Annotated in this window: 17 protein-coding genes; 14 read left to right on the top strand and 3 right to left on the bottom strand. The window is 53.9% G+C overall.

From position 1 onward, the window contains the following. Window positions 1–71 precede the first annotated feature (71 nt). Genes ACZRJQ_RS19820 through ACZRJQ_RS19810 form a run of 3 tightly spaced genes read left to right on the top strand, consistent with a single transcriptional unit; the run spans window position 72 to window position 2,227 of the window. Complete coding sequence (locus ACZRJQ_RS19820) at window positions 72–1,475, top strand: sodium-dependent transporter (protein ID WP_463980019.1); 1,404 nt, start codon at window positions 72–74, stop codon at window positions 1,473–1,475. Between the two features lie 7 nt (window positions 1,476–1,482). After that, window positions 1,483–1,917 carry a type II toxin-antitoxin system RatA family toxin gene (locus ACZRJQ_RS19815; RefSeq protein ID WP_463980018.1) on the top strand — a complete coding sequence of 145 codons (435 nt, stop codon included), beginning with the start codon at window positions 1,483–1,485 and terminating at the stop codon, window positions 1,915–1,917. After that, complete coding sequence (locus ACZRJQ_RS19810; protein WP_463980017.1) at window positions 1,910–2,227, top strand: RnfH family protein; 318 nt, start codon at window positions 1,910–1,912, stop codon at window positions 2,225–2,227. The genes ACZRJQ_RS19815 and ACZRJQ_RS19810 overlap by 8 nt, the downstream gene beginning before the upstream one ends. 57 nt (window positions 2,228–2,284) lie before the next feature. Here ACZRJQ_RS19810 and ACZRJQ_RS19805 read toward each other — a convergent pair whose 3' ends face one another. Further along, window positions 2,285–2,806 carry an outer membrane protein assembly factor BamE gene (locus ACZRJQ_RS19805; RefSeq protein ID WP_463980016.1) on the bottom strand — a complete coding sequence of 174 codons (522 nt, stop codon included), beginning with the start codon at window positions 2,804–2,806 and terminating at the stop codon, window positions 2,285–2,287. A gap of 98 nt (window positions 2,807–2,904) precedes the next feature. Here ACZRJQ_RS19805 and fur point away from each other — a divergent pair, with 98 nt between their 5' ends. Next, window positions 2,905–3,318: a ferric iron uptake transcriptional regulator gene (gene fur / locus ACZRJQ_RS19800; RefSeq protein WP_048362124.1), complete on the top strand. Its 414-nt coding sequence runs from the start codon at window positions 2,905–2,907 to the stop codon at window positions 3,316–3,318. Between the two features lie 96 nt (window positions 3,319–3,414). Here the strand turns inward: fur and recN are convergent, their stop codons facing one another. Next, window positions 3,415–5,097, bottom strand: coding sequence for a DNA repair protein RecN (recN, locus tag ACZRJQ_RS19795; protein ID WP_463980015.1), 1,683 nt, complete (start codon window positions 5,095–5,097; stop codon window positions 3,415–3,417). A 250-nt stretch (window positions 5,098–5,347) separates the two neighbouring features. Between recN and grpE the strand changes: the two genes are divergently transcribed. The 7 genes from grpE to greA all read left to right on the top strand — a co-directional run bounded on the left by grpE (window position 5,348) and on the right by greA (window position 15,403). After that, a complete protein-coding gene (grpE, locus tag ACZRJQ_RS19790) occupies window positions 5,348–5,914 on the top strand; it encodes a nucleotide exchange factor GrpE (RefSeq protein WP_463980014.1) in 567 nt (188 codons plus the stop codon). Window positions 5,915–6,015: 101 nt separating this feature from the next. Next, window positions 6,016–7,932, top strand: a complete 1,917-nt coding sequence (gene dnaK / locus ACZRJQ_RS19785) for a molecular chaperone DnaK (protein ID WP_463980013.1) — start codon at window positions 6,016–6,018, stop codon at window positions 7,930–7,932. 319 nt (window positions 7,933–8,251) lie between these two features. Further along, window positions 8,252–9,376: a molecular chaperone DnaJ gene (gene dnaJ, locus ACZRJQ_RS19780; protein WP_463980012.1), complete on the top strand. Its 1,125-nt coding sequence runs from the start codon at window positions 8,252–8,254 to the stop codon at window positions 9,374–9,376. 9 nt (window positions 9,377–9,385) lie between these two features. Next, window positions 9,386–10,192 (top strand): 4-hydroxy-tetrahydrodipicolinate reductase, encoded by an 807-nt coding sequence (gene dapB, locus ACZRJQ_RS19775; RefSeq protein WP_463980011.1) that lies wholly within the window; start codon window positions 9,386–9,388, stop codon window positions 10,190–10,192. 260 nt (window positions 10,193–10,452) lie between these two features. Further along, a complete protein-coding gene (gene carA / locus ACZRJQ_RS19770) occupies window positions 10,453–11,589 on the top strand; it encodes a glutamine-hydrolyzing carbamoyl-phosphate synthase small subunit (protein ID WP_463980010.1) in 1,137 nt (378 codons plus the stop codon). 119 nt (window positions 11,590–11,708) lie between these two features. Beyond that, a complete protein-coding gene (gene carB / locus ACZRJQ_RS19765) occupies window positions 11,709–14,930 on the top strand; it encodes a carbamoyl-phosphate synthase large subunit (protein WP_463980009.1) in 3,222 nt (1,073 codons plus the stop codon). Continuing rightward, window positions 14,927–15,403, top strand: coding sequence for a transcription elongation factor GreA (greA, locus tag ACZRJQ_RS19760; protein WP_463980008.1), 477 nt, complete (start codon window positions 14,927–14,929; stop codon window positions 15,401–15,403). The genes carB and greA overlap by 4 nt, the downstream gene beginning before the upstream one ends. A 273-nt stretch (window positions 15,404–15,676) precedes the next feature. Here greA and yhbY read toward each other — a convergent pair whose 3' ends face one another. Continuing rightward, the gene (yhbY, locus tag ACZRJQ_RS19755; RefSeq protein ID WP_019825905.1) at window positions 15,677–15,985 is read right to left on the bottom strand and encodes a ribosome assembly RNA-binding protein YhbY; all 309 of its coding nucleotides are present in this window, start codon (window positions 15,983–15,985) and stop codon (window positions 15,677–15,679) included. 107 nt (window positions 15,986–16,092) lie between these two features. Here yhbY and rlmE point away from each other — a divergent pair, with 107 nt between their 5' ends. From rlmE to folP, 3 genes are all read left to right on the top strand, one after another. Beyond that, window positions 16,093–16,743 carry a 23S rRNA (uridine(2552)-2'-O)-methyltransferase RlmE gene (gene rlmE / locus ACZRJQ_RS19750; protein WP_463980007.1) on the top strand — a complete coding sequence of 217 codons (651 nt, stop codon included), beginning with the start codon at window positions 16,093–16,095 and terminating at the stop codon, window positions 16,741–16,743. A gap of 191 nt (window positions 16,744–16,934) precedes the next feature. Continuing rightward, complete coding sequence (ftsH, locus tag ACZRJQ_RS19745; RefSeq protein WP_463980006.1) at window positions 16,935–18,842, top strand: ATP-dependent zinc metalloprotease FtsH; 1,908 nt, start codon at window positions 16,935–16,937, stop codon at window positions 18,840–18,842. 8 nt (window positions 18,843–18,850) lie between these two features. Next, complete coding sequence (gene folP / locus ACZRJQ_RS19740; RefSeq protein WP_463980005.1) at window positions 18,851–19,702, top strand: dihydropteroate synthase; 852 nt, start codon at window positions 18,851–18,853, stop codon at window positions 19,700–19,702. The last annotated feature ends 4 nt before the right edge of the window (window positions 19,703–19,706 follow it).

The following is a 19,706-nucleotide window of genomic DNA, read 5'->3' as shown; positions in this document are numbered from 1 at the left end:
TGCGTGCTTGAGCGTGTAGGTTGAATCCCGGACAATGCGCGCTCTTTTTTGATCGGTTGGGCGTAGTAACGATGTCGACAGACAAGGTTTCTGTCCACGGCAGTTGGGCAAGCCGTTGGGTCTTTATTCTCGCTGCGACCGGCTCTGCCGTGGGTTTGGGCAGTATCTGGAAGTTCCCATACATGGTTGGCGTCTATGGTGGTGGCGCTTTTGTACTGGTGTTTTTGGCGTGTATCGCTTTGATTGGGGTGCCAGTGATGCTGGCTGAAACCCTGATTGGACGCCGCGCACGGCTTAGTCCGGCTAACGCTTTGAAGGTGTTGGCTGTGGAAGCGGGGCATTCTGCACGTTGGTCGTGGTGGGCATTTGCCGGGATGATCACTGCGCTGTTGATTCTTTCTTTTTACAGTGTGGTCGGCGGCTGGTCGTTGGACTACATCATCAATATGGGTAAGGGCGATTTTCAGGGCTCGACGGCGGATCAGGTAGGCGCTTACTTCGGTGACGTGATTTCTGATCCTTGGCGTTTAACCTTCTGGCACACCGCGTTCATGTTGCTGTCAGCGTATGTCATCGCCAAAGGCGTGGTGGCGGGGTTGGAGCGCAGCTTACGCATCATGATGCCGATTCTGTTTGTGCTGTTGTTGGTATTGCTGGGTTACAGCATGACCACGGGGCACTTTATGGAAGGCGTGCATTTTATGTTCGACTTCAACCCTGATCGCGTCATGGATGGATTGCTGGCTGCGATGGGGCATGCGTTCTTTTCGCTGAGCGTAGGTGTGGGCTCGATCATGATCTACGGCGCATATATGCCTAAGGATGCTTCGATTTCAGGCACTGTGGTTGGTGTGGCGTTAATTGATACGTTTGTCTCATTGCTGGCTGGGCTGGCATTGTTTCCAATTGTGTTTGCATCGGGTTTGAACCCTGGTGAGGGCCCAGGCCTGATGTTTGTGACCCTGCCTTTTGCCTTCGGCAACGTGGCGTTCGGTCAATTGATGGGGGTTGTGTTTTTCGTACTGGTGGCTGTTGCTGCCTGGAGTTCGGCTATTTCATTGCTGGAGCCAATGGTGGCGTATCTGGTTGAGCGAACTAAGGTGCGGCGACTGTGGGTCACGTTTTGGCTAGCGTTTAGCTGCTGGTTTGTCGGTTTGGGGACTGTGTTTTCATTCAATATTTGGAAACAAGCCAAATTTTTTGTGAACGAAGACACCGGTTTTCACTTCTACCAATGGGGGGCGGCTAACGGTCTGGACTTCTTTGGTGTCGTGGACTTTCTGACCTCGCGTATCATGCTGCCCTTGGGTGGGCTCTGTTTCGTGGTCTTTGCTGGCTGGATCATGGGCCGTGGTGCGGTACGCGATGAATTGTCGATGCGCAGCCCGATGTTGTTTGCTCTGACTCTTTTTTTGATGCGCTATGTGGCGCCACTCGGCATTCTGATTGTGTTTGCCGCACAGCTGTGGAAGTAACGCTGACATGACTACCCATATCCAACGCTCCGCGTTGTTGCCTTATCCGGCTCAGGCTTTGTATGACCTGGTTAACGATGTTGCAAAGTATCCGGAATTTTTGCCGTGGTGTTCGTCGGCCGAGATTATTGAAAGCACCGAGGTGCTGATGCGTGCCAGTTTGGGTGTGGCAAAGGGTGGCTTGAGCCAGCACTTTGTTACGCGCAATACACTGGTACCGGGGCAGTCGATTGAAATGAACCTTGAGGAAGGGCCATTTACCAAGCTGCACGGCGTATGGGTGTTCAAGCCGTTGGGCGAGAAGGCCTGCAAAATCAGCTTGGACATGACCTTCGATTACGCCGGTGCGATCGTCAAAGCGACCCTTGGGCCGCTGTTCAATCAGGCGGCGAATACCTTGGTTGATGCTTTTTGCCAGCGGGCAAAACAGCTATATGGCTGAGCCTGTGATTGAAGTCGAAGTGGTTTATGCCGCTGTTGATCGTCAACGGTTGCTCACTTTTGTTGTGCCGGAAGGCACGACTGTGCGGGCTGCGTTGTTGGTCTGCGGGATTGGTCATGAATTCCCGGAGCTTGATTTGACGCAGTGCCCAGTGGGTATTTTTGGCAAGCAAGTTCTGACGCCTGAAGCGCGGATGCTGCAAAGTGGGGATCGCATCGAGATTTACCGCCCATTGCTGGCCGATCCCAAAGAAATTCGACGTCAGCGAGCGGCCAAGGCTGCTGAAGCCAAGCGACAGAGTCAGTCCTAGGCGCTTTGTTGCAGGTAACAAAAAACCCGGCGAGCCGGGTTTTTTTGTGCCGAACGTTTATTGTTCGGTTGTATCCAGAGGTTCTGGCGTCGGAACAGGGACGGTTTCGACCCCGTCAACGTCTTTCTGGATTTGATCAAGCAGTGAGCCAGGTTTGGCTGGCACTTCGCTCTTCTCGGTCGGGGCTGCTGGTGTGGTTACATTTGCACCACCGTCCTTGCCGAGAATGGCTTCGTCGCGGCTTACGCCAGGCATGAAATCGCCTGACAAGCTGACGAGCTGATCATTTTGGTTGAAGAACACGCTGACGCGTTCTTGTTGGCGTTCACCGCCGCCTGGCTGCAGGCTATACAAATAATCCCAACGATCCGGATGGAATGTATCGGTCAGCAGGGCGTTCCCCATGATAAACCGCACTTGCCGGCGGGTCATTCCCGGGCGTAACTGGTTTATCATGTCCTGCGTGACGACATTGCCCTGCTGGATGTCGATTTTGTAAACCCCGGGGAATGAACAACCGGCGAGTGCGAGCAGTCCCACAAAGGTGAAACTGGTTAGCAAGAGCTTGGTGTTTTGCATCGGTGGGCGACTTCCACTATCTTGGCTGGGACAACGTAAACGCCGATCATACCCGTATTAAGAGGAGCTGCGAAGCAGCTTCCGCGAGAAAGCTAACCATGGTTGAAAATAGCGAACTACGCAAAGCTGGTCTTAAGGTGACTCTGCCACGAGTCAAAATTCTACAAATGCTTGATTCTGCTGAGCAGCGTCACATGAGCGCCGAGGATGTTTACAAGGCTCTTATGCAAGCAGGCGAGGATGTTGGGCTGGCCACGGTTTACCGTGTACTGACTCAATTCGAGTCTGCTGGGCTGGTTATTCGTCATAATTTCGACGGCGGCCACGCAGTGTTTGAGCTGGCAGATGCCGATGGCGGCCACCACGACCATATGGTCAACGTGGACAGCGGCGAAGTGATCGAGTTTTTCGACGAAGACATCGAAAAGCTGCAACATGCGATCGCTGCCAAGCACGGTGTTGAGTTGGTGGATCACAACTTGGTGCTGTACGTGCGTAAAAAAGTTAAGTAAGCATGTCGCGCGAATTTCGGTTCGCGAAACGATCGAAGGCGACCCTAGAGTCGCCTTCGTGCTGTCTGTCGGTCAGGTTTTAACGACCGTTCGTCGTCAAGCGGCCTGATTTTTTGCGGTGATTACCATTTTTTTTGCGTGAGCCAGTGATTCTTTGGTCAGGTCGATGCCGCCCAGCATGCGGGCGACTTCTTCTACGCGCTCTTTTTGACTTAATTTGGACACGGCTGTTCGAGTGGCTTCGCTGTCTCGAACCTTGTGTACAAAGAGATGTTGGTGGCATTGCGCAGCGACTTGCGGCAAGTGGGTTACGGTCAGCACTTGGCCCCGCTCTCCGAGACGGCGTAATAGTTGGCCTACGATCTCAGCCGTCGGACCGCCAATCCCTACGTCGACTTCATCGAATACTAACGTTGGTACCCGAGAGGTTTGCGCGGTGATGACTTGAATCGCCAAGCTAATGCGTGACAACTCACCGCCAGAGGCGACTTTGGCCAAGGCTTTGAGTGGCTGCCCGGGGTTGGCGCTTACCAGCAGTTCTACCTGTTCAAGGCCGTAGGGCATTGGGTCGTTGCTGCTTTGTGGGCGCAGTTCAATGACGAAACGACCGCCGGGCATGCCCAGGCGCTGGATTTCTTCTTCGACGGCGCTACCAAGGCGGGTGGCGGCTTGAGCGCGCAGGCTGCTGAGCTCCCGTGCGCACTCTTGGTAATGGCGGGCGAAAGCGGTCAGTTCTTTGGCCAAGCGCTCAATGGACTCGTCGTTAGCATTGAGGGTTTCGAGTTCATCCATCAATTTTTGCTGCAAGGCGCAGACATCTGTTGGCTGTACTCGATGCTTGCGCGCCAAGGTGTAAATGGAGTCCAGACGCTCTTCGAGGTACTGCAAACGTCTTGGGTCAGCATCGAAATGATCGAGGAAGCGATTGAGTTCGCCTACGGCTTCTTCGACTTGTATTTGTGCGCTGGCAAGCAGGTCGGTGGCCTCATTGAGCGCCCCGGTACTGTTATTGATGCTGGACAGGCGATTGAGGCTGACTGTCAGGGCGTTAAGCACGTTGCCGGAATCGCTTTCGCTGCACTGCTCTACCACCTGACGGCAGATAGTGAGCAGGGTTTCTGCATTGGTCAGGTTTTTATGTTCTAGCTCCAGTTCTTCGAGTTCCTTTTCACCAAGGGCCAGATTTTCCAGCTCTTCAAGCTGGTAGCTGAGCAGTTGATGACGGGCTTGCTGCTCATCGCCGGAGTTTGAGAGGTGCTCAAACTCTTGCTTGGTTTGGCGCCAGCGTTGCGCTGCAAGCTGTACCTGGCGAGCCAAATCGGTAGCGCCTGCATATTCGTCGAGCAGGCGCCGGTGAGTTTCGGGCTTGAGCAGGGATTGGTGTTCGTGTTGGCTGTGAATATCAATCAGCAGTTCGCCAAGCGCTTTTAGGTCGCCTTGCGGGCAAGGCGTGCCATTGATATAGCTGCGCGAGCGACCTTCTGCGGTGATAACGCGGCGTAGAATGCACAGCCCTTCGCCTTCGAGGTCTCGTTCGGTAAGCCAGGCACGTGCTTCGCAAATGTCGCTCAGATCGAAGGTGGCCAGGATGTCAGCTTTATCGGCTCCCGGGCGAACCACCCCACTGTCTGCGCGGTCACCTAATGTCAGGCCTAGTGCGTCGAGCATGATTGATTTGCCGGCGCCAGTTTCGCCAGTGATCACACTCATCCCGCGATCGAGCTCTAGGTCGAGATGTTCAACGATGGCGTAGTTGTGTACGGACAGGTGCACCAGCATAGGAGCCGCTCCAAAACGTAATGTCTGGTTATTTATACAGTGTTTTGTTTCGTGCTGACAATGGTGCCGTTAGTTCTATTTGCTTGGCTTTTTAGTTTTTTTAGGACGTTTTTGTTTTTCTGATAGGCGTTTGATGGGGGCAAAGACCACGCTTACTGGTTTTTGGCTCTTGAACCTGAAAATTGCGACCCCATATACCTTGGCACAAGCGCGAGTCAGGCTCGCGGACGAAGTTTGAAAGGAGAAATCTATGGCAGACGAACAGACTATGGATACGCAGAATCAAGATGCAAATCAGGCCGCCGATGCAGCAGGCGAAGATCTGGTAGCCCGTGTGCAGGTGCTTGAAGAGCAGCTGGCAGCCGCCAATGATCAAGCTCTGCGTGTAGCTGCCGATCTGCAGAACGTCCGTCGCCGTGCCGAGCAGGACGTTGAGAAAGCACACAAATTTGCGCTGGAAAAATTTGCCGGTGACCTATTGCCGGTTATTGACAGTCTTGAGCGTGGTCTTGAGCTGTCGAGCCCGGACGACGAAAACATTCGTCCTATGCGTGAAGGGATCGAGCTGACACTGAAAATGTTCCAGGACACTCTGAAACGCTATCAGCTGGAAGCCATTGATCCGCACGGCGAACCCTTCAATGCTGAGCATCACCAAGCGATGGCAATGCAGGAAAGCGCTGACCTTGAGCCAAATAGCGTGCTTAAGGTGTTTCAAAAAGGGTATCAGCTCAATGGTCGCTTACTGCGCCCGGCTATGGTCGTAGTCAGCAAGGCGCCAGCACCGGTTTCGCCATCGATTGACGAGCAGGCTTGAAATCGGTCGCAAGGCCCCCATTTAGATGTCAAGCGTTTAAGTAATGCCGCAGTTGGTCATTACTGCTGCGGCAAAAAAATTCAAATTTAGGGAGAGTAAACATGGGCAGAATTATCGGTATTGACCTCGGGACCACTAACTCGTGTGTTTCGGTTCTGGAAAACGGTAAGGCAAAAGTTATTGAAAACGCAGAAGGCGCGCGTACTACGCCGTCGATCATTGCGTACGCTAACGATGGCGAGATTCTGGTTGGCCAGTCCGCCAAGCGTCAGGCAGTGACCAATCCGCATAACACCCTGTACGCGGTGAAGCGTCTGATCGGTCGTCGTTTTGACGAAGAAGTTGTACAGAAAGACATTCAGATGGTGCCTTACAAGATCGCCAAGGCTGATAACGGCGATGCTTGGGTTGAAGTGAACGGCCAGAAAATGGCTCCACCTCAAATCTCGGCTGAAATTCTGAAAAAAATGAAGAAAACTGCCGAAGACTACCTCGGCGAGCCAGTAACTGAAGCGGTTATTACTGTTCCGGCTTACTTCAACGACAGCCAGCGTCAAGCGACCAAAGATGCCGGTCGTATTGCAGGCTTGGACGTAAAACGCATCATCAACGAACCAACCGCAGCTGCTCTGGCTTACGGTATGGACAAAGCGAAAGGCGACCACACTGTCATCGTTTATGACTTGGGTGGCGGTACTTTCGACGTGTCGGTTATTGAAATTGCCGAAGTTGATGGTGAGCACCAGTTTGAAGTGCTGGCGACCAACGGTGACACGTTCCTGGGTGGTGAGGACTTTGATATTCGTCTGATCGACTACCTGGTTGACGAGTTCAAGAAAGAAAGCGGCATGAACCTCAAAGGTGATCCGCTGGCGATGCAGCGTCTGAAAGAAGCTGCTGAAAAAGCCAAAATTGAGCTGTCTTCGAGCCAGTCGACTGACGTGAACCTGCCGTACATCACTGCAGACGCCACCGGTCCTAAGCACTTGAACGTGAAGATTTCTCGCGCCAAGTTGGAATCGCTGGTTGAAGACCTGGTTCAGCGCACCATCGAGCCTTGCCGTATTGCTCTGAAGGATGCTGGTATCGACGTTGGCGCGATCAACGACGTGATTCTGGTCGGTGGTCAAACTCGTATGCCGCTGGTACAGAAGCTGGTCACTGAGTTCTTCGGTAAAGAAGCACGTAAAGACGTGAACCCAGACGAAGCTGTTGCCATGGGTGCTGCAATCCAGGGTGCGGTATTGGCCGGTGACGTGAAAGACGTGTTGCTGCTGGACGTTAGCCCGCTGACTCTGGGTATCGAAACCATGGGTGGCGTGATGACTGCTCTGATCGAGAAAAACACCACGATTCCTACCAAGAAATCGCAAGTGTTCTCGACGGCTGACGACAACCAAGGCGCGGTGACTATTCATGTGCTGCAAGGTGAGCGTAAGCAAGCAGCTCAGAACAAGTCTCTGGGCAAGTTCGATCTGGCTGACATTCCACCTGCTCCACGTGGTGTGCCTCAGATCGAAGTTACTTTCGATATCGATGCCAACGGCATCCTGCACGTAAGTGCAAAAGACAAAGCGACTGGCAAGTCTCAGTCCATCGTGATCAAGGCTAACTCGGGTCTGTCCGAGGAAGAAATTGCTCAGATGGTGCGTGATGCTGAGGTCAACGCTGAAGAAGACCGCAAGTTCGAAGAACTGGCAGCTGCTCGTAACCAGGGTGATGCACTGGTTCACTCGACTCGCAAAATGGTCGCTGATGCTGGCGATAAAGTGACCGAGGACGAAAAAGTTGCTATTGAAGCGGCTGTAGTTGCTCTTGAAGCCGCCGTTAAAGGCGACGACAAAGCAGCTATCGAAGCCAAGGTTGAAGAGCTGTCTAAAGTGTCTGCTCCGGTTGCTCAGAAGATGTATGCAGAGCAAGCAAACCCGGCAGATGCAGCGGCTCAGCCAGCTGATTCGGCAGAAAAAGCGGATGATGTTGTCGACGCTGAGTTCGAAGAAGTAAAAGACAACAAGTAAATAGCTTGTTTGTCGCCCGGTTGACCGTGCTCTAACGGTGACTGGTAGGATGTCGCCGCGCGGGAGCTTGCTCCCGCGTTGGCGTGTCTGGAGTAGAGGATTTTTTACAGCATGCGACAAGGTCGAATGCTGGCGGTTGGGTTCGGGACTTTATTGTTTCTGATCATGGGTAACCGCTCCTGTCGGCCAGTAGGTTGGCTGTTAAACACAAACCAATATCGTTGAAAAGACGTGAGTCGGGTCTGAGTTTTATCGGGCTTGGCAGGTTTGGTGAGGCTCGGGAGGGTTTTGCTGAACGTCCTTGAGAGTGCAAAGAATTATGGCAAAGCGCGACTATTACGAAATTTTGGGTGTTGAGCGCACCAGTACCGAGGTGGAGCTAAAAAAAGCGTACCGCCGCCTCGCAATGAAGCATCACCCGGACCGTAATCCGGATGACAAAGCTTCTGAAGAATTGTTTAAAGAAGCCAATGAGGCTTATGAGGTTCTGTCAGACGCCAGCAAACGTGCGGCCTACGATCAATACGGTCATGCCGGTGTTGATCCGCAAATGGGTGGCGGCGGTGCTGGTTTTGGTGGGCAGAACTTCTCCGATATTTTCGGTGATGTATTCAGTGATTTCTTTGGCGGTGGCCGTGGCGGTTCCCGGGGTGGTGCTCAGCGTGGTAGCGATTTGCGCTATACGCTGGAACTGGACCTGGAAGAAGCTGTGCGCGGGACCACGGTCAATATTCGCGTTCCGACACTGGTCAACTGCAAGCCGTGTGATGGCTCGGGTGCGAAGAAAGGTTCTTCGCCAGTGGGTTGCCCTACCTGTGGAGGTATTGGCCAGGTGCGTATGCAGCAGGGGTTCTTTGCTGTTCAGCAAACCTGTCCGCGTTGCCATGGTCAGGGCAAGATCATTTCCGACCCTTGCGACAGCTGCCGTGGCGAAGGTCGCGTAGAAGAGTACAAAACGCTTTCTGTGAAAGTACCGGCGGGTGTTGATACAGGCGATCGTATTCGTCTTTCGGGTGAAGGCGAGGCGGGCGTGCAGGGTGGGCCAACGGGCGACCTGTACGTAGTAATTGATGTGCGCGAGCATGCGATTTTCCAGCGTGACGGTAAGCATTTGTTTTGTGAAGTGCCTATCAACTTTGCTGATGCTGCATTGGGCGCTGAGCTTGAAGTGCCGACGCTGGATGGTCGGGTCAAGCTGAAAATTCCAGAAGGCACTCAGACAGGCAAGCAGTTCCGTTTGCGTGGCAAAGGTGTTGCCCCTGTGCGTGGCGGTGGTGCTGGCGACTTGATGTGTCGGGTTGTGGTGGAAACACCAGTCAAGCTGAGCCGTCGTCAGCGCGAGCTGATTGAGGAGTTCCGCACAACGTTGGAAGGCGACAGCAGTCATTCGCCAAACGCAACGGGCTGGTTCGAAGGCGTGAAGCGTTTCTTCGGCGACTTATAAGGGGCAGGCATGCAACGTATAGCTGTGATGGGCGCTGCTGGGCGCATGGGCAAGGTGTTGGTTGAAGCTGTGCAGCAGCGTTCGCCGCTCTGTGGTCTGACGGCGGCAATTGTTCGTCCAGGTAGCACGTTGGTCGGCGCGGATGCTGGCGAGTTGGCATCTTTGGGTCGCATCGGTGTGCCGTTGTCTGCTGACCTTGAAGGTGTGACTGATCGCTTCGATGTGCTGATCGACTTCACGTTGCCTGAAGTAATGCTTAACAATCTGGCTGTTTGCCGTAAGTCTGGCAAGGCGATGGTGATTGGCACTACTGGGCTCAGTGCTGCTCAAAAGCAGTTGTTGGTTGAGGCTGGTAAAGACATTCCGATCGTCTTTGCTGCGAACTTCAGTGTGGGTGTCAATCTGTCGCTAAAGCTGCTGGATATGGCAGCTCGAGTGATGGGTGATGATGCAGATATTGAAATCATTGAGGCTCACCATCGCCATAAGGTTGACGCACCGTCGGGCACGGCGATGCGCATGGGTGAGGTGATTGCTGATGCACTGGGTCGTGATCTACAGAAGGTTGCGGTTTATGGTCGCGAAGGTCATACCGGCGCTCGTGAGCGCGAGACCATTGGTTTTGCGACCGTTCGCGGTGGTGATGTAGTGGGCGACCACACAGTGTTGTTTGCGACTGAGGGTGAGCGCTTGGAAATCACCCACAAAGCATCCAGTCGCATGACCTTTGCCAAGGGCGCTGTTCGTGCCGCCTTGTGGTTGCAAGGGCGTGAGTCTGGTCTGTATGACATGCAGGATGTGCTCGACCTGCGTTGAGTTGCCTCTGTAAAATCGGGCTGTTGGCGTGCCAGTAGTCCGATTTTTAACCGCTAAGCGATGTTCTGTCGCATTCCTCTGCCTTTAAGGCTCTTTTAGCGGTAGACCAAAAAAGCCTTTTTCTGTAAGCTACAGCTTTAGTGTGTCCACTAAAAGCGCGCAGATAATTCGATGAAGAAGCGGGGTGACGTGTCCATACGTCACTCCGCTTTTTTACAACCTGCGATCGCCCTTTCAGGCTTTATTTACGGGAGGTCTTCTTGACTAAGCAAGCCATACTCGCCCTCGCTGATGGCAGCATTTTTCGCGGCGAAGCCATTGGGGCCGACGGTCAAACCGTTGGTGAGGTGGTGTTTAACACCGCAATGACTGGCTACCAGGAGATCCTGACGGATCCATCCTACGCTCAGCAAATCGTGACCCTGACTTACCCGCATGTTGGCAATACCGGTACTACACCGGAAGACGCCGAGTCTGATCGTGTCTGGTCCGCAGGTTTGGTAATTCGTGATCTGCCGCTGGTTGCCAGCAACTGGCGTAATACGATGTCGCTGTCTGACTACCTGAAGGCCAACAATGTTGTGGCTATCGCAGGTATCGACACTCGCCGTCTGACTCGCATTCTGCGTGAGAAAGGCGCGCAGAATGGCTGCATCATGGCTGGTGACAACATTTCTGACGAAGCTGCGATTGCAGCTGCGCGTGGCTTCCCGGGCCTCAAAGGCATGGACCTGGCCAAGGTTGTCAGCACTGAAAAAGCCTACGAGTGGCGCTCCAGCGTATGGAGTCTGGCCACCGACAGTCATCCGACCATTGAAGCAAGTGAACTGCCTTACCACGTGGTTGCCTACGACTACGGCGTGAAGTGGAACATCCTGCGCATGTTGGTTGAGCGTGGTTGCCGCGTTACCGTGGTGCCGGCACAAACCCCGGCCAGCGACGTACTGGCTCTCAACCCTGATGGTGTGTTCCTGTCCAACGGCCCTGGCGATCCAGAGCCTTGCGACTACGCAATCACCGCCATTCAGGAAGTGCTGAAGACTGAAATTCCAGTATTCGGCATCTGCTTGGGTCACCAGTTACTGGCTTTGGCTTCGGGTGCCAAGACCGTGAAAATGGGTCATGGCCACCACGGCGCGAACCATCCGGTTCAAGACCTGGACACTGGCGTTGTAATGATCACCAGCCAGAACCACGGTTTTGCGGTTGACGAGGCGACCCTGCCTGCCAACGTGCGCGCTATCCACAAGTCGTTGTTCGACGGCACCTTGCAAGGTATCGAACTGACTGACAAGAGCGCTTTCAGCTTCCAGGGTCACCCTGAAGCAAGCCCGGGCCCGAACGACGTAGCACCGCTGTTCGACCGTTTCATCAATGAGATGGCCAAGCGCCGCTGATCGCGCCCCTGTTATAGCGAAGGCGTCCAAGGTGGCCCCGAAATTCGGTGGCCCCTTGGGCTCTTCAAGGACTTGATCGACGGCTTGCCGACTGACCTGCGGATTTGAGTGACAAACCCATGCCAAAACGTACAGACATTAAAAGCATCCTGATTCTCGGCGCTGGCCCGATTGTTATCGGCCAGGCTTGCGAATTCGACTACTCCGGCGCCCAAGCGTGTAAGGCTCTGCGTGAAGAGGGTTACCGAGTCATTCTGGTGAACTCTAACCCGGCCACCATCATGACCGACCCGGACATGGCGGATGCGACCTACATCGAGCCGATCAAGTGGCAAACCGTAGCCAAAATTATCGAAAAAGAGCGTCCTGACGCACTGTTGCCAACCATGGGCGGCCAAACAGCTCTGAACTGTGCTCTGGATCTGGAGCGCGAAGGCGTTCTGGAGAAGTTCGGTGTAGAGATGATCGGTGCTAACGCCGACACCATCGATAAAGCTGAAGACCGCTCGCGTTTCGACAAGGCAATGAAGTCCATCGGCCTTGACTGCCCGCGCTCCGGCATCGCGCACAGCATGGAAGAAGCTAATGCAGTGCTGGAGAAGCTAGGCTTCCCATGCATCATTCGTCCATCGTTCACCATGGGCGGTACGGGTGGCGGTATTGCCTACAACCGTGAAGAGTTCGAAGAAATCTGCTCCCGCGGTCTGGATCTGTCGCCAACTAAAGAGTTGTTGATCGACGAATCCTTGATCGGCTGGAAAGAGTACGAAATGGAGGTTGTCCGCGACAAAAAAGACAACTGCATCATCGTGTGCTCGATTGAAAACTTTGATCCAATGGGTGTGCACACCGGCGACTCGATCACCGTCGCTCCAGCGCAAACCTTGACGGACAAGGAATATCAAATCATGCGTAACGCCTCGTTGGCGGTGCTGCGTGAGATCGGTGTTGAAACTGGCGGCTCCAACGTTCAGTTCGGTATTTGCCCTGACACCGGCCGTATGGTCGTGATCGAGATGAACCCGCGCGTATCCCGCTCTTCGGCGCTGGCATCGAAAGCGACTGGCTTCCCGATTGCACGTATCGCTGCAAAACTGGCGATCGGCTACACCTTGGACGAGCTGCAAAACGAAATCACGGGTGGCGCCACGCCAGCGTCCTTTGAGCCGTCCATCGACTACGTTGTGACCAAGCTGCCTCGCTTTGCATTTGAGAAATTTGCGAAAGCGGATGCACGCCTGACCACTCAGATGAAGTCGGTGGGTGAGGTTATGGCGATTGGCCGTACCTTCCAAGAGTCGCTGCAAAAAGCCCTTCGCGGTCTGGAAGTAGGCGTAAGCGGCCTTGATCCAAAGCTCGATTTGAGCAACCCGGAGAGCATGGCAGTGCTCAAGCGCGAGCTGACGGTGCCGGGTGCCGAGCGTATCTGGTATGTAGCTGACGCTTTCCGTGCGGGCATGACGGTTGAAGATATCTTCGGCATGAACATGATTGATCCTTGGTTCCTCGTACAGATCGAAGATCTGATCAAGGACGAAGAAAAGATCAAGACCATGGGCCTGGCTTCGATTGATCGCGACACCATGTACCGTCTTAAGCGCAAAGGTTTCTCTGATGCTCGTCTGGCCGTGCTGCTGGGCGTGACCGAGAAAAACCTACGTCGCCACCGTCACAAGCTTGAAGTGTTCCCGGTTTACAAGCGTGTTGACACCTGTGCTGCCGAGTTCGCAACCGATACGGCTTACATGTACTCGACCTATGAGGAAGAGTGTGAGGCGAACCCATCTGATCGCGACAAGATCATGATTTTGGGTGGTGGCCCGAACCGAATTGGTCAGGGCATCGAGTTTGACTACTGCTGCGTTCACGCGGCTCTGGCGCTGCGTGCTGATGGCTATGAAACCATCATGGTCAACTGCAACCCGGAAACAGTTTCCACCGACTACGACACATCGGATCGTTTGTATTTCGAATCTGTAACCTTGGAAGACGTGCTCGAAATCGTTCGCGTCGAGAAGCCAAAGGGCGTGATCGTTCAGTACGGCGGCCAAACCCCGCTGAAACTGGCGCGTGCTTTGGAAGAAGCAGGCGTACCGATCATCGGTACCAGCCCGGACGCCATCGACCGTGCCGAAGACCGTGAGCGCTTTCAGCAAATGGTTGAGCGTTTGAATCTGCGTCAGCCGCCAAACGCGACTGTGCGTAGCGAAGACGAAGCGATTCGTGCAGCAGGCAAGATTGGTTACCCGCTGGTTGTTCGTCCTTCCTACGTGTTGGGCGGCCGGGCGATGGAAATCGTCTACGAAGAAGAAGAACTCAAGCGTTATCTGCGCGATGCAGTAAAAGTGTCCAACGACAGCCCGGTGCTGCTGGATCACTTCCTGAACTGTGCAATTGAAATGGACGTCGATGCTGTGTGTGACGGCACTGATGTCGTGATCGGCGCAATCATGCAGCATATTGAGCAGGCGGGCGTTCACTCCGGTGACTCTGCGTGCTCCTTGCCGCCGTACTCGCTGCCGCTGCACATCCAGGACGAGATGCGTGAGCAGGTCAAAAAGATGGCGTTGGAGTTGGGTGTTGTCGGCCTGATGAACGTGCAATTGGCTTTGCAAGGTGAAGACATCTACGTGATCGAAGTGAACCCGCGCGCTTCGCGTACTGTTCCTTTCGTGTCCAAGTGCATCGGCGTTTCTCTGGCGATGATCGCAGCGCGTGTGATGGCTGGTAAAACGTTGAAGGAAATCGGTTTCACCAAAGAAATCATTCCTAACTTCTACAGTGTGAAAGAGGCGGTGTTCCCATTCGCCAAATTCCCTGGGGTTGACCCAATTCTCGGCCCTGAGATGAAGTCTACGGGCGAAGTGATGGGCGTTGGCGACACCTTCGGCGAGGCTTTTGCCAAGGCCCAGATGGGTGCCAGCGAAGTGTTGCCAACTGGCGGCGTGGCGTTCATCAGTGTGCGTGACGATGACAAACCGTTGGTTGCCGGTGTAGCGCGCGACCTGATCGAGCTGGGTTTTGAAGTGGTTTCGACGGCTGGCACAGCTAAGTTCATCGAAGCGGCCGGCCTGAAGGTGCGTCGTGTGAATAAAGTGACCGAAGGTCGCCCACACGTGGTCGACATGATCAAGAATGACGAAGTGACATTGATCATCAACACGACCGAAGGTCGTCAGTCGATTGCGGACTCTTACTCCATTCGTCGCAATGCTTTGCAGCACAAAATTTATTGCACCACGACTATTGCTGCTGGCGAAGCGATCTGTGAAGCGCTTAAATTCGGTCCAGAAAAAACCGTACGTCGCTTGCAGGACCTACACGCAGGATTGAAGGCATGACCAAATACCCAATGACAGTCCAGGGCGCAAAGGCCCTGGAAGAAGAACACGCACACCTGACCAAGGTGGTTCGCCCTAAGTTGAGCCAGGACATCGGGACTGCGCGTGAGCTGGGCGACCTGAAGGAAAACGCTGAATACCATGCTGCTCGTGAGCAGCAAGGTATGGTTGAGGCGCGGATTCGTGACATTGAAGGCCGTATGCAGAACGCGGTAATCATTGATGTAACGACGATTCCTCATACCGGTAAGGTGATTTTCGGTACGACAGTTGAGATCGCCAACGTTGAAACTGACGACAGTGTGACCTATCAGATCGTTGGTGAGGATGAAGCTGACTTCAAACTCGGGAAAATCTCCGTAGGTTCGCCACTGGCTCGTGCCTTGATTGCCAAGGAAGAGGGTGATGTGGTGGCAGTGAAGACCCCAAGCGGTGTTATTGAGTACGAGATTGTCAAAGTAAGCCACATCTAAAAAAAGCGCCCGCCTTGTGCGGGCGCCCTGTTTTGGTTGCTGACACGGATTTTCGGGTAGGCAGCTTGAAGTGGTTGTACGCGAATTTTTTACCGGTGCTGGCCGCAATGTGACCGGCAGCGTTGTTGGTGAAGAGGTATGTAGCAAGTGGGGAAGTGGAGCGTTGGGCGTCTCTGGCTGCCTGATGCGTTGCGCGGGCAGTTTGTATGGCTCTCGGGCTTACTCTGGAAGAGTTTCAGGGCGCGCCAGGCGCACCCTTGACCCTTGTCGACATCACTTGAAACGATGGATGTTCGACAGTTGCTTGTTTACATTGACGTTTTTGCGGTACAGAAGCGCCATTTTGCCGATAACCTGTACCAGTTCTGCTTTGCCGGCCTTGCACATTTGTGCGACGGCTTCCAAGCGGGACTCGCGATCCAGAATGTTGACTTTGATTTTAATCAGCTCGTGATCGCCCAATGCGCGTTCGAGTTCGGCTAAAACACCTTCAGTCAAACCATTGTCAGCCACAGTCAAAACTGGTTTCAGATGGTGGCCAATGGATTTGTACTGTTTCTTCTGCTCTTGAGTGAGCGGCATAATCTGACCCCTGTGTCTGATCTTGTAAAAAGCGGCGGCCAGTTTACCCGAGCGAGTCCCAGACCGCCCAGTTAATCACGACCCGTTTAAAATTTTTGAGGTGGCCCGTGGCCCGTTCCAAGACTAGCCTTAACTGGCTGAAAGAGCATTTCAACGACCCGTACGTCAAAATGGCGCAAAAAGACGGGTATCGCTCGCGTGCCAGCTACAAACTGCTGGAGATTCAAGAGCGCGATCGCCTGATTCGTCCGGGAATGACAGTTATTGATCTGGGCGCGGCTCCAGGTGGTTGGTCGCAGGTGACCAGTCGTCTGATCGGCGGTCAGGGACGTTTGATTGCTTCTGACATCCTGGACATGGACAGCATTCCTGATGTGACCTTCATCAAAGGTGACTTTACTGAGGATGCGGTGCTTGCGCAGATCCTCGAGGCTGTCGGAAATACGCAAGTAGACCTTGTGATTTCTGATATGGCCCCCAATATGAGTGGATTGGCAGCTGTAGATATGCCGCGTGCGATGTTCCTTTGCGAATTGGCATTGGATCTTGCCGGGCGGGTGTTACGGCCAGGTGGTGATTTTCTGATTAAGGTTTTCCAGGGTGAAGGCTTCGATCAGTACCACAAAGACATTCGTAAGGTGTTTGACAAAGTGCAGATGCGCAAGCCTTCGTCTTCACGAGACCGGTCCCGCGAGCAGTATTTGCTGGGGCGTGGCTTCCGTGGTGCGGAAGGTTCTGCCAGTGATGAGCGTCTCTGACTAAGGCGATAGCTTTTTTTGTATCGCTTTACAGATCTGGCATAACGAATATTGTGTAGTCAAAGTTTCACAAAGGGTTACAGACGGAGCCTGCAAGGGTTGTAGGCAATGTAGTAAGTTATGCCGGTGAATATCATGCGAAGCACGCTTCAGTAGCGGAGCTTGCTTCAGAGGGTAGCTAATTGAACGATATGGCAAAGAATCTGATCCTGTGGTTGATCATCGCAGCTGTCTTGGTGACAGTGATGAACAACTTCTCCAGCCCAAACGAGCCACAAACCCTCAACTATTCCGACTTCATCCAGCAAGTTAAGGATGGCAAGGTCGAGCGCGTTGCCGTGGATGGCTACGTGATTACCGGCAAGCGCAGTGATGGCGATACCTTCAAAACCATTCGTCCGGCAATTCAGGACAACGGTTTGATCGGTGACTTGGTGGATAACCATGTGACTGTTGAGGGCAAATTACCTGAGCAACAAAGCATCTGGACTCAGCTGCTGGTTGCAAGCTTCCCTATTCTGGTAATTATTGCGGTCTTCATGTTTTTCATGCGTCAAATGCAGGGCGGTGCCGGTGGTAAAGGCGGCCCGATGAGCTTTGGCAAGAGCAAGGCGCGTCTGTTATCTGAAGATCAGGTCAAAACGACTCTGGCTGACGTAGCGGGTTGTGATGAAGCCAAAGAAGAAGTGGGTGAGCTGGTTGAGTTTCTCCGTGATCCGGGCAAGTTCCAGCGGTTGGGCGGACGAATTCCTCGTGGTGTGCTGATGGTTGGCCCGCCAGGCACGGGTAAGACCCTGATCGCCAAGGCGATTGCCGGTGAAGCCAAAGTGCCGTTTTTCACGATCTCTGGCTCTGACTTCGTTGAAATGTTTGTGGGTGTTGGTGCAAGCCGTGTTCGTGACATGTTTGAACAGGCTAAAAAGCACGCACCTTGCATCATCTTCATCGATGAGATTGATGCGGTAGGTCGTCACCGTGGCAATGGCATGGGCGGCGGTCATGATGAGCGTGAGCAGACCCTTAACCAGTTGCTGGTTGAGATGGACGGCTTTGAAATGAACGACGGCATCATTGTGATTGCTGCCACTAACCGTCCTGACGTACTCGACCCTGCGCTGTTGCGTCCAGGTCGTTTTGACCGTCAAGTAGTCGTTGGCTTGCCGGATATTCGTGGTCGCGAACAGATCCTCAAAGTGCATATGCGTAAAGTGCCAATGGGTGATGATGTTCAGCCTGCAGTGATTGCGCGCGGTACACCGGGCTTCTCGGGTGCTGACTTGGCTAACTTGGTCAACGAAGCTTCGTTGTTCGCGGCGCGCACCGGTAAGCGTGTTGTCGAGATGAAAGAGTTTGAGCTGGCTAAAGACAAGATCATGATGGGCGCCGAGCGCAAATCGATGGTCATGTCGGATAAAGAAAAGCGCAACACGGCTTATCACGAAGCGGGCCACGCAATTGTTGGTCGCGTTGTTCCAGAGCATGATCCGGTTTACAAGGTGTCGATCATTCCTCGTGGTCGCGCTTTGGGTGTGACCATGTTCCTGCCGGAAGAGGATCGCTACAGCCTGTCCAAGCGAGCGCTGATTAGCCAGATTTGTTCGCTGTATGGCGGTCGCATCGCTGAAGAAATGACCTTGGGCTTTGATGGTGTGACCACGGGCGCGTCCAACGACATCATGCGGGCCAGTCAAATCGCTCGGAACATGGTGACCAAGTGGGGTTTGTCCGAGAAGCTGGGGCCGTTGATGTATGCCGAAGACGAAGAGTCGTATTTGGGGCGTGGTGGTGGTCAGAACTCGAGTGTTTCCGGTGAAACCGCCAAGCTGATTGACTCTGAAGTGCGCAGCATCATTGATCAGTGTTACGGCACGGCCAAGCAGATCCTGACGGACAATCGTGACAAGCTGGAGGCCATGGCTGACGCTTTGATGAAGTACGAGACGATCGATGCTGATCAGATTGATGACATTATGGCTGGCCGCCCTCCACGCGAACCGCGTGACTGGGAAGGTGGTGGTAGCGGTACTCCGACTGCTCCAACGTTGGATAAAACCGAGCGCCCGGAAACACCTATCGGCGGCCCTGCGGCTGATCAATAAGGCTTGAAATGACTTCTGTTCAGTCCCTGACCCGGTTGCCTTGCGGCAACCGGGTTCTTGATTTAGCCCATACGCATGTTATGGGTATTCTCAATGTCACCCCTGACTCTTTTTCCGACGGTGGGCGCTTCGCTCAGCAGGATGCTGCTTTGCGTCATGCGCAAGCGATGGTCCTGGCGGGCGCTACCCTTATTGATGTGGGTGGAGAGTCAACGCGCCCAGGTGCGCGCGTAGTCACGCCACAAGAAGAGGTTGATCGTGTCGCGCCTGTAGTGGAGCGCATCAGCCGCGAACTTGATGTGATTATCTCTGTGGATACCTCAGCCCCTATCGTTATGACTGAAGTCGCGCGCTTGGGTGCGGGGCTTATTAATGATGTGCGTTCACTGCGTCGCGAAGGCGCCTTGCAGGCTGCGGCGGCGACAGGTTTGCCGATATGTCTAATGCATATGCTCGGTGAGCCGGGTGATATGCAGGACAATCCTCAGTACGGTGATCTTGTGGGTGAGGTTTCTGCGTTTTTGGTCGACCGGATGGATCAGTGTGCGGCTGCCGGAATTTCGCCTGAGCGCATTGTGCTTGATCCAGGATTTGGCTTTGCTAAAACGCTCCAGCACAACTTGAGTTTGTTTAAGCATATGGATGCCCTGCATCGGTTGGGGCGCCCGTTGCTGGTGGGTGTCTCGCGTAAAACGATGATAGGCCAGACGTTAGGTCGGCCTGTGAACGAGCGCCTATATGGTGGCTTGGCGCTGGCTGCGCTGGCGGTGACTAAGGGAGCGCGTATTTTGCGTGTTCATGACGTTGCTGAGACAGTTGATGTGGTACGGATGATCGCAGCGGTAGAGTCCGCCGACTAAGAAT

Source organism: Pseudomonas sp. E315, from assembly GCF_055406205.1.
Note: the sequence above shows the minus strand (reverse complement) of the source record. Positions and strands in the feature narration are given on the sequence as shown.

Bases quoted from the DNA above. Each gene is read 5' to 3' on its own strand.
- folP (WP_463980005.1), top strand. From the start codon at position 18,851: ATGACTTCTGTTCAGTCCCTGACCCGGTTGCCTTGCGGCAACCGGGTT.
- ACZRJQ_RS19815 (WP_463980018.1), top strand. From the start codon at position 1,483: ATGACTACCCATATCCAACGCTCCGCGTTGTTGCCTTATCCGGCTCAG.
- ftsH (WP_463980006.1), top strand. From the start codon at position 16,935: ATGGCAAAGAATCTGATCCTGTGGTTGATCATCGCAGCTGTCTTGGTG.
- yhbY (WP_019825905.1), bottom strand. From the start codon at position 15,985: ATGCCGCTCACTCAAGAGCAGAAGAAACAGTACAAATCCATTGGCCAC.
- dapB (WP_463980011.1), top strand. From the start codon at position 9,386: ATGCAACGTATAGCTGTGATGGGCGCTGCTGGGCGCATGGGCAAGGTG.
- carB (WP_463980009.1), top strand. From the start codon at position 11,709: ATGCCAAAACGTACAGACATTAAAAGCATCCTGATTCTCGGCGCTGGC.
- greA (WP_463980008.1), top strand. From the start codon at position 14,927: ATGACCAAATACCCAATGACAGTCCAGGGCGCAAAGGCCCTGGAAGAA.
- dnaK (WP_463980013.1), top strand. From the start codon at position 6,016: ATGGGCAGAATTATCGGTATTGACCTCGGGACCACTAACTCGTGTGTT.
- ACZRJQ_RS19820 (WP_463980019.1), top strand. From the start codon at position 72: ATGTCGACAGACAAGGTTTCTGTCCACGGCAGTTGGGCAAGCCGTTGG.
- ACZRJQ_RS19810 (WP_463980017.1), top strand. From the start codon at position 1,910: ATGGCTGAGCCTGTGATTGAAGTCGAAGTGGTTTATGCCGCTGTTGAT.
- fur (WP_048362124.1), top strand. From the start codon at position 2,905: ATGGTTGAAAATAGCGAACTACGCAAAGCTGGTCTTAAGGTGACTCTG.
- dnaJ (WP_463980012.1), top strand. From the start codon at position 8,252: ATGGCAAAGCGCGACTATTACGAAATTTTGGGTGTTGAGCGCACCAGT.
- recN (WP_463980015.1), bottom strand. From the start codon at position 5,097: ATGCTGGTGCACCTGTCCGTACACAACTACGCCATCGTTGAACATCTC.
- ACZRJQ_RS19805 (WP_463980016.1), bottom strand. From the start codon at position 2,806: ATGCAAAACACCAAGCTCTTGCTAACCAGTTTCACCTTTGTGGGACTG.
- grpE (WP_463980014.1), top strand. From the start codon at position 5,348: ATGGCAGACGAACAGACTATGGATACGCAGAATCAAGATGCAAATCAG.